The organism is Agromyces mediolanus (genome assembly GCF_044917495.1).
GTDB lineage: Bacteria > Actinomycetota > Actinomycetes > Actinomycetales > Microbacteriaceae > Agromyces > Agromyces mediolanus_B.
This window is the reverse complement of record NZ_JAVSSI010000022.1, coordinates 15,731-29,268: the sequence shown is the minus strand read 5'-3', so window position 1 is coordinate 29,268 and position 13,538 is coordinate 15,731. Positions and strand designations below refer to the sequence as shown.

General features: G+C 72.2%; 9 protein-coding genes and 1 pseudogene. 5 read left to right on the top strand and 5 right to left on the bottom strand.

Annotated elements, in window-relative coordinates; translation table 11 throughout:
- The 4 genes and pseudogenes from ROT00_RS18175 to ROT00_RS18160 form a co-directional block, all read right to left on the bottom strand.
- A pseudogene (locus tag ROT00_RS18175) lies at positions 1-435 on the bottom strand (hypothetical protein); the annotation flags it as partial.
- 292 nt (positions 436-727) lie between these two features.
- Positions 728-1,504 carry a heme ABC transporter ATP-binding protein gene (locus ROT00_RS18170; RefSeq protein ID WP_404776446.1) on the bottom strand — a complete coding sequence of 259 codons (777 nt, stop codon included), beginning with the start codon at positions 1,502-1,504 and terminating at the stop codon, positions 728-730.
- Complete coding sequence (locus tag ROT00_RS18165; protein WP_404776445.1) at positions 1,501-2,610, bottom strand: FecCD family ABC transporter permease; 1,110 nt, start codon at positions 2,608-2,610, stop codon at positions 1,501-1,503. Before ROT00_RS18165 ends, ROT00_RS18170 begins: the two co-directional genes overlap by 4 nt.
- Positions 2,607-3,740: a heme/hemin ABC transporter substrate-binding protein gene (locus ROT00_RS18160; protein WP_404776444.1), complete on the bottom strand. Its 1,134-nt coding sequence runs from the start codon at positions 3,738-3,740 to the stop codon at positions 2,607-2,609. The genes ROT00_RS18165 and ROT00_RS18160 overlap by 4 nt, the downstream gene beginning before the upstream one ends.
- A 164-nt stretch (positions 3,741-3,904) precedes the next feature.
- On the opposite strand from ROT00_RS18160, the gene ROT00_RS18155 reads away from it, so the two are divergent.
- Positions 3,905-8,215: an HtaA domain-containing protein gene (locus tag ROT00_RS18155; protein WP_404776442.1), complete on the top strand. Its 4,311-nt coding sequence runs from the start codon at positions 3,905-3,907 to the stop codon at positions 8,213-8,215.
- A 109-nt stretch (positions 8,216-8,324) separates the two neighbouring features.
- The gene (locus ROT00_RS18150) at positions 8,325-8,789 is read left to right on the top strand and encodes a hypothetical protein (RefSeq protein WP_404776441.1); all 465 of its coding nucleotides are present in this window, start codon (positions 8,325-8,327) and stop codon (positions 8,787-8,789) included.
- Positions 8,790-8,883: 94 nt separating this feature from the next.
- On the opposite strand, the gene purF is transcribed toward ROT00_RS18150, so the two are convergent.
- A complete protein-coding gene (gene purF / locus ROT00_RS18145) occupies positions 8,884-10,341 on the bottom strand; it encodes an amidophosphoribosyltransferase (RefSeq protein WP_404776440.1) in 1,458 nt (485 codons plus the stop codon).
- Positions 10,342-10,521: 180 nt separating this feature from the next.
- Here purF and ROT00_RS18140 point away from each other — a divergent pair, with 180 nt between their 5' ends.
- The 3 genes from ROT00_RS18140 to ROT00_RS18130 are packed head-to-tail and all read left to right on the top strand — an operon-like array spanning position 10,522 to position 13,533.
- Positions 10,522-11,727 carry an ROK family transcriptional regulator gene (locus ROT00_RS18140; RefSeq protein ID WP_285462708.1) on the top strand — a complete coding sequence of 402 codons (1,206 nt, stop codon included), beginning with the start codon at positions 10,522-10,524 and terminating at the stop codon, positions 11,725-11,727.
- A complete protein-coding gene (locus tag ROT00_RS18135; RefSeq protein ID WP_404776439.1) occupies positions 11,724-12,680 on the top strand; it encodes a carbohydrate ABC transporter permease in 957 nt (318 codons plus the stop codon). The genes ROT00_RS18140 and ROT00_RS18135 overlap by 4 nt, the downstream gene beginning before the upstream one ends.
- Positions 12,673-13,533, top strand: a complete 861-nt coding sequence (locus ROT00_RS18130) for a carbohydrate ABC transporter permease (protein ID WP_404776438.1) — start codon at positions 12,673-12,675, stop codon at positions 13,531-13,533. Before ROT00_RS18135 ends, ROT00_RS18130 begins: the two co-directional genes overlap by 8 nt.
- Positions 13,534-13,538 lie beyond the last annotated feature (5 nt).

Genomic DNA, 13,538 nt, shown 5'->3' with positions numbered 1-13,538 from the left:
CGCCTGCCCGCGCTTCGACGGCGCGTACTCGAGCACGAGGTACTCGCGGACCGTCGTCGGCTGCTGGGCGATGCCCGCCGAGCGGCTCGGCCCCTTCGGCCGGGTGCCCGTCGCGACCTCGCGCTGGGGGTTCGGCGTGGGGGTCGGGTTCGGCGTCGGCGTGGGGGTCGGGTTCGGCGTCGGCGCGGGGGCCGGTTTCGGCGTGCAGTCGTTTCCAGCGGCGTGTGCGGCCTGCGGAGCACCGAGCTGAAGACTGACCCCGCCACCCGATGCCAGGAGCAGGACCAAGACGAGGCCCACCCCGCTGCGCGGCTTTCGCCGCGCGATGAGGAGAACTGCGGCGCCGGCACTGACGAGAAGCGCTGCGGCGAGCACCCACAGCGTGTCGAGTGTTCCGCCGCCAGTCAGTGCCAAGCAATCGGGGGTGTTCGTCATCTGCCTACAGTCCTTGGTCGCATTCATCTACAGGTGGTGGCGAGTCATGGATGGTCGCCCAAAAGTCCATCGGTATGAGATTGTCTCGCACCTACTGCGGAAAATGCCAGCTACAGGGCGGTAGATTGCAAATCTCTGTGGAATCCCGAAAATCCAACCCCGCGGCGGAGTCAACGCCCCTCGACGGGCTCGGGGAACCAGGTCTGGTTCGCTGAGCTGCTCGAAGCGTGGATCCCCTCGACGGGCTCGGGGAACCGACTGGCCCCTCGACGGGCTCGGGAACCAGATGGCCTCAGCGGATCGGCAGCACGAGCGGCACGCCGGTGCTCGGGTGCGGCAGCACCTCGACGGCCTGGCCGTAGACGGCCTCGATGCGCTCGGCGGTCAGCACCTCCGCGGGCGAGCCGGTCGCCACGACGCGGCCCGCGCGGAGCAGGGTGACGTCGTCGGCGTAGGCGGCCGCGAGGTTGAGATCGTGCAGCACGACGAGCACGGTGTCGCCGCGGAGCGCGTGGGCGCGGGCGAGGCGCAGCACGTCCTCCTGGTGCTTCAGGTCGAGCGCGGCGGTGGGCTCGTCGAGCATCAGCACGGGGGTGCGCTGAGCGAGCACGCGGGCGAGCGCGACCCGGGCCCGCTCGCCGCCCGAGAGCGAGGGCACCGTGCGGTGGGCGAGGTGCGAGACATCCGTCACCGCGAGCGCGTCGTCGACGATCGCGTCGTCCTCGTCGGCCGCCGGGGTCCGCGCCCACGGGTGGCGGCCCATCGCGACGACCTCGCGCACGGGGAAGGGGAAGGACACGCGGTGGTCCTGCGTGAGCACCGCGCGCTCGCGGGCGAGGGCCTTCGGGCTGCGGCCCGCGAGCGGGGCGTCGCCGAGCCGCACCTCGCCCGCGGCGGCCGGCAGATCGCCGGAGAGCGCGGCGAGCAGCGTGGACTTCCCGGCGCCGTTCGGCCCGATGAGGGCGTGCACCCGGCCGGCGTGCGCTGCGAAGTCGACGTCGTGCAGGAGCCGGGCGCCGTCGATCTCGACGGACAGCCCCCGCGCCTCGAGCGTGGCGGGCCGAGTCATCCCCAGCCCCCCGAGCGTCGACGCGTGCGCAGCAGCAGCCAGAAGAAGAACGGGCCGCCGATGAGCGAAGTGAGCATGCCGATCGGCAGCTCGGCCATCGGGACGAGGGTGCGCGCCGCGAGGTCGGCGAGGAGGAGCAGCAGCGCGCCGCCGAGCGCGCTCGCGATGAGCAGCGGTCGGTGCGCGGGCCCGATCGCCATGCGCATGAGGTGCGGCACGATGAGGCCGACGAAGCCGATGATGCCGGCGAAGGCGACGGCCGAGCAGACGAGCACGGCGACGAGCACGATGGACGTGATCCGCACCGCTTCGACCCGCACACCGAGGTGGCGCGCTCCGCGCTCGCCGAGCGAGAAGAGGTCGAGCGTGCGGCCGAGGAGCAGCGCCCCGGTGATCGCGACGGCGATGAGCGGCAGCATCACGGCGACCTCCTGCCAGCGGGCGCCGTTCAGGGAGCCGAGCTGCCAGAACACGATCTCCTCGCGGGAGCCGGAGTCGCCGAGGAAGGTCAGGAACGCGAGCGCGCCGCCCGCGAAGGCGTTGATGGCGATGCCGGTGAGGAGCAGCGTCACCACCTCGGTGCGGCCGCCGGCGCGACTCGTGAAGTAGACGAGGAGGGTCGTGAGCAGGCCCGCGACGAACGCCGCGCCGGCCGTGACGAGGTCGCCGGCCGCGGTCCAGCCGAACACGATGGCGCTCGCGGCGCCGAGCGCGGCGCCCGAGGAGACGCCGACGACGCCGGGCTCGGCGAGCGGGTTCGCGAAGATCGCCTGCATCACGGTTCCCGCGACGGCGAGGGCGGCGCCGATCAGGACCGCCATGGCGACCCGGGGGAAGCGGATGTTCCAGAGGGCCGAGTCGGCGTTCGGCACGGTCTCGGGGGTGTTCGAGAGGCCGAGGCCGCGGAGGATCGAGGCCCAGACTTCCCCGGGCGGGATGGCGAGCTGCCCGGTGCCCGCCGCGACGACGGCCGCGACGACGAGACCGAGCGCGAGCCCGGTGAAGAGCAGGGTGCGGCGCGTGCGCAGCGTGACCCGGCCGCTCGGCGGGGCGGTGACGGTGTCGAGGGGTTCGCTGGCGGTGCCCGTCTCGGCCGTGCCGGTCACGGCAGCGGGCCGGACTGGGTCGGCGCCCAGACGGCGCGGGCGAGGGCGTCGACGATGTGCGGGGCGCGCGGCCCGAAGCTCAGGATCTCGGTGTCGGCCATGTCGACGAATCGGCGGTGCTCGCCCGCGGGGGTCGAGGCGAGGGCCGGCACGCGCTCGAGCAGTCCGTCGACGCCGCCGACCGACTCGAGCCCGTCGGTCATGAGGAGCACGACGTCGGGCTGCGCCGCGACGAGCGCCTCGGCCGTCACGGGGCGCATGCCCTTCCAGCCGATCTCGCCGGCGATGTCGACGCCGCCGATCGCCTCGATCAGGGCGTCGGCGCCGGACTCCTCGCCGAAGAGGTAGTAGACGTTCGCGGAACCGCGCACGTAGAGGAACAGGACGCGCGGGCGCACCTCGGGGTCGGCGGGCACGGCCGCGGCGATCTCCGCGGTCGTGCGGGCGAGCTCCTCGTCGACCTGGGCGGCGAGCAGCCCGCCGCGCTCGGGCACGCCGAGGGCGGCGGCGACCTGCTCGATGAGCACGTCGATGGTGTCGAGGCTGCGCTCGGAGGTGGTGAGGACCACGGGGATGCCGGCGTCGCGGAGCTGGTCGAGCACGTCGAGGGGGCCGAGCGTCGTGTCGGTGATGACGACGCTCGGGTCGAGGGCGAGGATCGCCTCGGCCGTGATGCTGTGACCGCCGTGCGTGACGACCGGCAGCTCGGCCGCCTCGGCGAAGCCGGTCGAGCCGTCGCGGCCGACGACGCGGTCGCCGAGGCCGAGGCCGAAGACCGTCGCCGCCAGGGAGCCGGAGATGTCGAGGGGGAGGATGCGCGAGGCATCCTCGACCGTGACCTCGGTGCCTTTCGCATCGGTGACCGTCACCGGCAGTGCGGGCTGCTCGTCGCTGTCGACGACCGGGAGAGCGGAGTTCGCGAGGCAGGCCGTCGACTCGCCGACGGTCTCGCGCGGCGTCTGCTCGATCGCGAGCTCGGCGAACGGCACGTCGGCGTCGATGCAGTTCGGGGCGACGGACTCGGGTCCTGCCGCCGCTCCGGTGGCGCAGCCGCTGAGGAGCACGACCGCGAGGGTCGCGAGAGCGGCGAGGCGCATGCGCGCCGAGCGGGGGCTGGTGCGTGAGGTCATCGGGAGTGAGGTTAGCCTACCCTGAATATTGACAGGGTGTCAGCTCGAGGCTTAGGTTCGTCTTAGCCAAGCCTAACCTCATTTGGTTTCCCCCGATCACCATCTCCGAAGCCGCGCTCGCCGACGTGCGCCGCGCGGCTTCGCCATGCCTGGAGGACCGCGTCGTGAAGACACCGTCACCGACCACCGCTCGACCGGCGACCCGCGCCAGGACGGCGAACCGCTGGCTCGCGAGCGCCCTCGCCGCCCTGCTCGTGGCGGGAGGCTCGCTCATCTCCGCCGGACCGGCGCTCGCCGACGAGGCGACGACGCCGGCGCCGCTCGTCGCCGAGGCGCAGCTCGCGCCCGCGGCCGATGGCAGCGGCGAGGGCACGGGCGACGCGGGCGGCGCACCCGCTGAGGCATCCGCGGCTCCGGAGGCTCCCGCTTCCGACGCGCCGGCCGAGGCGCCCGCCGCCGAGACGCCCGCTGCGGAGACGCCGGCCGTCGAGCCCGCTGCTCCCGCCGCGAAGGCCCCGGCCGCGAAGGCCGCTGCGCCGCTCGCGGCCGCAGCGCCGCAGCTCTCGATCTCCCCGGCGACGAACGTCGACCCCGCCGTGCAGAACGTCTTCACCGTGAGCGGCACCGGCTTCGTCGGCGAGGGCGCCAAGAACGGCGCCTACCTGCTGATCGGCGAGACCGGCATCTGGGCCGGCGAGGGCCCGCTCGTCTCTGACGGCTGGCTCGCGCAGAGCTGGGTGATGCCGCGCGAGTTCAACGACGGCGCGTTCTCGAAGACGATCACGATCCCCGCCGGGAAGTTCGACCCCGCGAAGACGTACACGGTCGCCTCCTCGGCGGCGCACGAGCTGTCCGCGACCGACCGTTCCCTCGACGCCTTCGCGCCGATCACCGTGAAGCAGCCGGTGGTGCCGGTGGTGTCGGTGTCGAAGTCGAGTGGCTTGGATGCGGCTGGTGAGGTCGTGACGGTGTCGGGGACGGGGTTCGTGCCGGTGTCGCCGTCGACGGATGGGACACGTCCGCCGCTGGCGGGCAAGTTCGGTGGCGCGTACGTGGTGTTCGGGTCGTTCCTGGATGAGTGGAAGCCGAGTGCTGGGGCGGCGTCGTCGGCGCGGGTGGTGGACTCGCAGAAGTGGGTCGTGAACCCGGAGGACGTCGCGACGATCGGTGGGGCTGCGCGTGGCGCGGTCGCGATCAACGCGGATGGGTCGTTCCAGGTCGAGTTGACGGTGCGCGAGTTCGCGGCGGCGTTGGCTGACGGGAACTACGGCATTTACACGTACTCGGGTGGTGGTGCCAAGCACGCCGGGTTCGAGACCTTCACCCCGATCACCTTCGCCACCGCCCCGGTGGTGCCGGTGGTGTCGGTGTCGAAGTCGAGTGGCTTGGATGCGGCTGGTGAGGTCGTGACGGTGTCGGGGACGGGGTTCGTGCCGGTGTCGCCGTCGACGGATGGGACACGTCCGCCGCTGGCGGGCAAGTTCGGTGGCGCGTACGTGGTGTTCGGGTCGTTCCTGGATGAGTGGAAGCCGAGTGCTGGGGCGGCGTCGTCGGCGCGGGTGGTGGACTCGCAGAAGTGGGTCGTGAACCCGGAGGACGTCGCGACGATCGGTGGGGCTGCGCGTGGCGCGGTCGCGATCAACGCGGATGGGTCGTTCCAGGTCGAGTTGACGGTGCGCGAGTTCGCGGCGGCGTTGGCTGACGGGAACTACGGCATTTACACGTACTCGGGTGGTGGTGCCAAGCACGCCGGGTTCGAGACGTTCACCCCGATCGCCTTCGCCACGGCACCGCAGCCCGCGAAGCCGACGCTGACGGCGACGCCCGCGACCGAGGTCGACTCGACCCTCGCGCAGACGTTCACCGTGACGGGCACGGGCTACACCGGGCCGGGTGCGGCGCAGGGCGTGTACGTGCTCCTCGGCGATGCGACGATCTGGACCGGGAACGGCCCGCTCGTCGCCGACGGCTGGGCCGTGCAGACCTGGGTGAAGCCGGCCGAGATCGTCGACGGGAAGTTCACCGTCGAGCTGAAGGTGCCGGCGCGCACCCTCGACCCGGCGAAGCGGTACACCGTCGCCTCCTCGGCGGCGCACGCGCTCTCGGCGACCGACCGGTCGCTCGACGCCTTCGCGCCGATCGCGCTCAAGCCGGGCGCGGCGAAGCCGACCCTGACTGTCACGCCGGCGACGAACGTCGACCCGGCCGCCGCGCAGACCTTCACGGTCACCGGCACCGGCTACGTCGGCTCCGGTGCAGCGCAGGGCGTGTACGTGCTCCTCGGCGACGCGACGATCTGGACCGGCAACGGCCCGCTCGTCGCCGACGGCTGGACCGCCATGGACTGGGTCATGCCGAACCAGATCGTCGACGGGAAGTTCACGGTCGAGCTGAAGGTGCCCGCCAAGTCGTTCGACCCGGCGAAGCGCTACACGGTCGCCTCCTCGGCCGCGCACGGCCTCTCGGCGCTGAACCGCACGATGGACGCGTTCACGCCCATCGCGCTCAAGGCCGACGCGCCGAACCCGAAGCTCTCGGTCACCCCGTCGAAGGACGTTGATGCCGGCAAGGCGCAGACCTTCACCGTCAGCGGCACCGGGTACACCGGGGCCGGCGCGGCGCAGGGCGTGTACGTGCTCCTCGGCGATGCGACGATCTGGACCGGCAACGGCCCGCTCGTCGCCGACGGCTGGACCGCGCTCGCCTGGGTGAAGCCGGGCGAGGTCGTGAACGGCGCGTTCACCGTCGAGCTGAAGGTGCCCGCGGGCAAGCTCGACCCGAAGAAGCGCTACACGGTCGCCTCCTCGGCGGCGCACGGCCTCTCGCTGACAGATCGCTCGCTCGACGCCTTCGCGCCGATCACGGTCGCGGGCGGCACGGTCGTCCCGCCGAAGCCGAAGCCCCCCGTGACGCCCACGAACCCGGGCACGACCAAGCCCGTTTCGAGCGGATCGCTCAGCTGGGGGATCGCCGACGCGTTCCGCTCGTACGTCGTCGGGCCGATCGCCCGCGGCTCCATCACGGTCGGCTCCGGCGCGACGCAGGCCGGCGGCGCGTTCCAGTTCGGCCAGTCCGGCGGCAGCTTCACCGCGGCCCGCGGCACCGGCACGGCCGAGTACTCCGGCTCCGTGCGCTTCACCGGCCACGGCGGCATCCTCGACCTGACCTTCTCGAACCCGACGCTGCGCGTGACGAGCGCCACCAGCGGTGTGCTCGAGCTGACGGCGAACGGCTCCCGGATCGACTTCGCGACCGTCGACCTCGGCGCCGCCGCGAAGTCCACGGTGGGCGGCGCGACCCGCTTTGCCGGGGCCCCGGCGACCCTGACCGCGGCCGGCGCGGACGCGTTCCAGGGCTACTACGGCACCGGCAAGGCGCTCGACCCGATCACCGTCGTGATCGGCAGCCCCGGCGCGGCTCCGGCCGGCAGCTCGGGCACCACCGCCTCGGCGACGCCCGCCTCGGCCACGAAGCCCGTGCCGCTGACGCCGCCGGCGACCACCGGCATCCAGCTCGACCCGGCCGTGCTCGCCGAGCTGATCGCCGGCAAGCCCGTCACGATCTCGGTCGACGGCTTCGAGCCGAACGAGACCGGCATCATGGTCGTCGTCTACTCCACGCCGACGGTCCTCGCCGAGAACCTCACGGCCGACGCGAACGGCGTCGTGACCTGGACGGGCTCGCTGCCCGCCGGACTCGAGCCGGGCCAGCACACGCTGACCTTCCAGGGCTCGGTCTCGAAGGGCGTCGTGTTCACCGTCGCCGCGGCGGCCGAGCAGTGCGCCGTCACGACCGCGAGCCTCGACTGGGGCTTCAAGGCGAGCTTCCTGCAGTACCTCGAGAGCGGCATCGCGAACGGCGGCTGGACCGTCGCGGGCGCGAGCGAGCAGGACGGGCGTTTCGCGTTCACCGGCGGCACCGGCTCGCTCGACGCGAAGACGGTGCGCGGCGTCGTCGCGTTCCCCGGCTCGGTCGAGTTCACCGGCCACGACGGCGCGCTCGACACGACGATCGCGAACCCGAAGCTCGAGTTCGCGAGCGCCGACGAGGCCTACCTGCTGCTCGACGTGACCGGCACCACCCAGGAGGGTGCGCCCGTCGAGGCGAATGCCGTGCGCTTCGCCGAGCTCGACGTGTCGGGCCTCGCGCTCGAGGGCAGCGTCCTCGCCGCCGTCGACGTGCCGGCCGTGCTCACCGAGCAGGGCGCTGCGGCCTTCGGCACCTACGCCGCGGGCGAGGAGCTCGACCCCGTGTCGTTCAGCATCGAACTGCCGGCCGACTGCGGCGTGGCCGCGCCGGCCGTCGCGACGGACGACGGCGAGGTCGAGCGCACCGACGCCGGCACCGCCGAGGTCGCCGAGACGGCCGGGGTCAGTCCCTGGCTGATCTGGGGCGGCGTGGCGCTGCTGCTGCTCGTGATCGCGGTGGTCCTCGTCGTGCTCCTGCGCCGCCGGGCTACGCGCACCGAGGCGTAGGCCGCGGCATCCCCGAAGTCCGGCGTCGGCCGGGAGTCCAGCGAGGCTCCCGGCCGGCGCCGTTTCCGTCCCGGTCCCGCGCCGTGAGCCGATGCGGGACAATGGAGGGGTGAGCACCGACGACCAGCCCGAGCCCGCCGCCGACCGGGGCGCCGAGGCACCCGCCGCCGACGCGGCATCCGCGCCGGCTCAGCCGGAGGGGCAGGTCCAGCCCGAGGCGCCCGCGCAGCCCGAGGCATCCGCCCCGGTCGAGCCCGTCGTCGAGACCGAGACGAGCCGCGACGAGGTCGTCGTGCGCCGTTCGCCGCGCTACGGTGCGTTCCTGCTCGTCGGCGCCGTGGTGGGCGCCCTCGTCGCGCTCGTGCTCTCGCTCGCCATCACGCCCGATCCTGACCGCGTCGCCCAGGACTTCACGTACGACCCGGGGCAGGTGTTCGGCTTCCTGCTCCTCGGCGGGGTCGCGATCGGTGCCGCGCTCGGCGCCCTCACCGCGCTCATCGTCGACCGCGCGCTCGCGCGCCGCACGAAGCGCGTCGTCGCCGAGCGCGACGAGACGCACCGCGTCGACGACTGACCGGGTTCACCCCGCGAGTTGACTGACCGGGTTCACCCCGCGAGTTGCCCGACTTCCATGAAACTCGGGCAACTCGGGAAGCGGATGCTCCGGCTCAGCTGAGCTGCGTGCGCTCCACCCAGTCGAGGTACTCGGGCGTGACGGTGCCCGTGACGTACTCGCCCGTGAAGCAGGAGAGGTCGAGCTCGGTGATCGAGGTGCCCTCGGTGATCGCGGCCTGGAGGTCGGCGACCTCCTGGAAGATCATGTGGTCGGCACCCAGCTCGGCGGCGATCTCGGGGATCTTGCGACCGTGCGCGATGAGTTCCTGCCGGCTCGGCATGTTGATGCCGTAGACGTGCGGGTAGCGCACGGGCGGGGCGGCCGAGGTGAACGTCACCTTGTTGGCGCCGGCGTCGCGGGCCATCTGCACGATCTGCTGCGAGGTGGTGCCGCGCACGATCGAGTCGTCGACGATGAGGATGTTCTTGCCCTTGAACTCGGTGCCCATCGCGTTCAGCTTCTGCCGCACGGAGCGCTTGCGCTCGGCCTGCCCCGGCATGATGAAGGTGCGGCCGACGTAGCGGTTCTTGTAGAAGCCCTCGCGGTACTCGATGCCGAGCTTCTGCGCGACCTGCATCGCGGCGGGCCGCGAGGAGTCGGGGATCGGCATGACGACGTCGATGTCGCCGAGCGGCATGTGCGTGGCGACGGTGTCGGCGAGGCGGTTGCCCATGCGGAGGCGCGCCTCGTAGACGGAGATGCCGTTCATCACCGAGTCGGGGCGGGCGAGGTAGACGTACTCGAAGGAGCACGGCACGAGGCGGGGGTTCTTCGCGCACTGGCGCGAGACCATGGTGCCGTCGAGGGCGATGAAGATCGCCTCGCCGGGCTCGACGTCGCGCACGATCTCGTAGTCGCCGTTCTCGAGCACGAGGGACTCGCTCGCGACGATCCATTCCTCCTTGCCGGCCTCGGTGAGGCGACGGCCGAGGATCAGCGGACGGATGCCGAAGGGGTCGCGGAACGCGAGCAGGCCGTAGCCGGCGATCATCGAGATGACCGCGTAGGAGCCCTCGACGCGCTGGTGCACGGCCTCGACGGCGGCGAAGACCTGATCGGGGTCGAGTTCGAGCCCGGTGATCTGGCTCTGCAGCTCGGTGGCGAGCACGTTCAGGAGCATCTCGGTGTCGCTCGTCGAGTTGACGTGCCGGCGGTCGATCGAGAACAGCTCGCTCGAGAGTTCGCGGGTGTTCGTGAGGTTGCCGTTGTGCACGAGGACGATGCCGTAGGGCGCGTTCACGTAGAACGGCTGCGCCTCCTCCTCGCGCTCGGCGGCGCCCTTCGTGGTGTAGCGCACGTGCCCGAGGCCCATGTTGCCGATGAGCGAGCGCATGTCGCGGGTGCGGAAGCCCTCGCGCACCTGCCCGCGCGAACGGATCATGTGGAAGACGGGACCGTCGGCGGTGGCGATGCCCGTCGAGTCCTGGCCACGGTGCTGCAGGAGCAGCAGGCTGTCGTAGATCTGCTGGTTGACCGGCTCGGTGGAGACGATGCCGACGATGCCGCACATGCGAGCGATGGCTCCTTGGGGGTGAAGGGGCGTCCGAGGTGGACCCGTCGATTCTCCCACACGCGCGGGCGAGCACGGCCCGCGGGCAGGGTTGCTCGGATGCGCAGAACGCGGTACTTGCTATTCGGCTTTATTTAGTTCTAAATTAACACCAGTACCCGCCACGGCAGAGAGGCTCAGATGGCGCACCGCACCAGCCCCCGCACCGACGTCACCCGCTCGGCGATCCTCGCCCAGCTCGGTGCCAACGGCCCGGCGTCCCGCGCCGACCTCGCCCGCGCGCTGTCGGTGTCGCCCGCGCTCGTCACGCAGCTCACGAAGGACCTCCTCGCCGACGGCCTCATCGCCGAGCTCGAGCAGGCCCCCTCGAGCGGCGGGCGCCCGGCTCGCATGCTCGGACTCGTCGCCTCCGCCGGTCGTGCGGTCGGGGTCAAGGTCGTCGCCGACCACGTCGCCTTCGTCGAGGTCGGCATCGACGGGCGCGTGCTGCGCTCGGCCAGCGAGCCGTTCGACGCCATGGCGAGCACCTACCTCACCGAGCTCGTCGAACGCATCCGCCACTTCCTCGACGGGGGCGGCGGAGCACCGCTCCTCGGCGTCGGCGTCGGCGTGCCGGGCAGCGTCGACCAGCCCGGCAGTGGCGTCGTCGACGCCCCCGCGCTCGACTGGAGCAAGGTCGAGCTCGGCGACGCCCTCCGCCGGGCCCTCGGCCTCCCGGTCATCGTCGAGAACAACGTGAACGCCCTCGCCGTCGCCGAACGCCTGTTCGGGCTCGGCCGCAGCCACGACAATTTCCTCGTCGTCACGATCGGCACGGGCGTCGGCGCGGGCATCGTCGTCGACGGTGCGGTGCTCCGCGCGGCGAACGGGGGCGCCGGCGAGATCGGGCACATCCCGGTCGCCGAGGGCGGCCCGCGCTGCCACTGCGGCAACGACGGATGCCTCGAGGCGCTCATCGGCGAGGCGGCGCTCGTCGCCCGCGCGCGCGCCGAGGGCGTCATCTCCGCCGCCGCCGGGATCGACGCCCTCCGGGCCGCCGCCGACGCCGGCGACGAGCGTGCGAGCCGGGTCTTCGGCGACGCCGGCGCCGTGCTCGGACGCACGCTCGCGGGCGTCGTGCACACGATCGCCCCCGCCTTCGTGGTCGTGCTCGGCGAGGGCACCGACGCCTGGCGGCACTGGTCGTACGGCTTCGAGCCCGCGTTCCGCTCCCACCTCCTGCGGCACCTCCGCGGCATCCCCGTCGAGGTCGAGACCTGGCAGGACGAGAGCTGGGCGCAGGGCGCCGCCGCGCTCGTCCTCGCCACGCCGTTCGACGCGGACGCGGCCGGCGACCAGGCCCGCCTCATCCGCGCCCGCCTCGTCGAGCAGGCCGGCCGGCCATGACCGCCACCCTCACCCGCCCCGGGCGCCCAGCGCCCGCGGCGTCGCGCCGCGCACCCTCCGGGGGTCGTGGCCGCACGCCCGCGGCCCGCCGTCGCTACGCGCTCACCGTCCTCGCGTTCCTGCTGCCGAGCGCCGTGCCGCTCGCGATGTTCGTGCTCGGCCCGATGGTCGCCGCGGCCTGGATCAGCCTCACCGACTGGAACCTGCTCGCACCCGCCAACTGGGTCGGCTTCGACAACTACGCGAAGCTCCTCGCCGACCCGAAGACCGGCGAGGTCTTCCTGCACACGCTCGCGTACATCGCGGGGTACCTGCCGCTCGTCTATCTCGGCGGCCTCGCCATCGCGCTCGGCCTGAACACCGCGCTCCGCGGCCGCACCCTGCTCCGCGGCGTCTACTTCCTGCCGGTCGTCACGAGCTGGATCGTCGTCGCCCTCGTCTGGCGGTGGCTGCTGAACCCGGCGAACGGCGTCGTCAACACGGTGCTCGCGTGGTTCGGCATCGCGGGGCCGGGCTGGTGGACCGACCCGGCCTGGGCGATGCCGTCGATCATCCTCGCCTCGGCGTGGAAGGACCTCGGCTTCGTCATGGTGATCCTCCTCGCCGGGTTGCAGGCCATCGACCCCGCGCTGCTCGAAGCCGCGCGCGTCGACGGCGCCGGCTGGTGGCGGCGGCTCGTCTCGATCATCATGCCGCTGCTCTCGCCGGCCACGTTCTTCGTCATCGTCATCTCGCTCATCAACGGCTTCCAGGTGTTCGACCAGGTCTACGCGATGACCGGCGGCGGGCCCGGCGGGGCGACCCAGGTCGTCGTGCAGCAGATCTACGACCTGACCTTCCGCTACGGCCGAGCCGGCGAGGCATCCGCCCTCTCCTGGATGCTCTTCATCGTCATCCTCGCGGTCACCGTCGTGCAGATCCGCGGCCAGCGCAAGTGGGTGAACTATGGCTGAGACGCTCGCGATCCGCTCGTCCCGCATGTCCCGCCCGCGGCCCGTGCCGTGGCGGAGCATCCTGCTCCACCTCGTCATCGCGCTCGGCGCCGTGGCGATGTTCTTCCCCTTCTACTGGACCCTCGTCACCTCGCTGAACGCCGACAGCCGGCTCGACTCCGCGCCGACACTGTGGCCGGCCGATCCGAGCCTGGAGGCCTACGCGACGCTCTTCACCCGGCTGCCCTTCGCGCGGGTGATCGGCAACAGCCTGCTGCTCGCGGTCGTCACGACGCTCGTGCAGCTGTTCACGAGCGCCACCGCGGCGTACGCGTTCAGCCGGCTGCCGTTCCGCGGCCGCACGGCGGTGTTCGGCACCTACCTCGCGACGATGATGGTGCCGCTGCAGGTGCTCGTCGTGCCGCTGTTCGCCGAGCTCAAGGCCTTCGGGCTCGTCGACACCTACCTCGGTGCGCTGCTGCCGACCTTCGCGAGCGCGTTCGGGATCTTCCTGCTGCGCCAGGCGATGAACCAGGTGCCGACGGAGCTCGACGAGGCCGCCGCCCTCGACGGCGCCGGGCACTTCCGCATCTTCTGGACCGTGATGCTGCCGAACATCCGGCCCGCGCTCGCGACCCTCGCGGTGTTCGCCTTCATGGGCAGCTGGAACAGCTTCCTCTGGCCGCTCGTCGTCCTGCGCTCGCCGGAGGTGCAGACCCTGCCGGTCGCGCTCGCCGGGCTCCAGGGCCAGTTCACCACCCAGTGGGACGTCGTCATGGCCGGCTCCATCGTCAGCATCCTGCCGATGCTCGCCATCTACCTGTTCGCGCAGAAGTACGTCATCCAGGGCGTCGCCAACACCGGGCTGAAGTAGCCGGC

Coding starts and splice junctions, on each gene's coding strand:
- ROT00_RS18170 (WP_404776446.1), bottom strand. CDS start 1,504: ATGACTCGGCCCGCCACGCTCGAGGCGCGGGGGCTGTCCGTCGAGATC.
- ROT00_RS18160 (WP_404776444.1), bottom strand. CDS start 3,740: ATGACCTCACGCACCAGCCCCCGCTCGGCGCGCATGCGCCTCGCCGCT.
- purF (WP_404776440.1), bottom strand. CDS start 10,341: ATGTGCGGCATCGTCGGCATCGTCTCCACCGAGCCGGTCAACCAGCAG.
- ROT00_RS18140 (WP_285462708.1), top strand. CDS start 10,522: ATGGCGCACCGCACCAGCCCCCGCACCGACGTCACCCGCTCGGCGATC.
- ROT00_RS18135 (WP_404776439.1), top strand. CDS start 11,724: ATGACCGCCACCCTCACCCGCCCCGGGCGCCCAGCGCCCGCGGCGTCG.
- ROT00_RS18130 (WP_404776438.1), top strand. CDS start 12,673: ATGGCTGAGACGCTCGCGATCCGCTCGTCCCGCATGTCCCGCCCGCGG.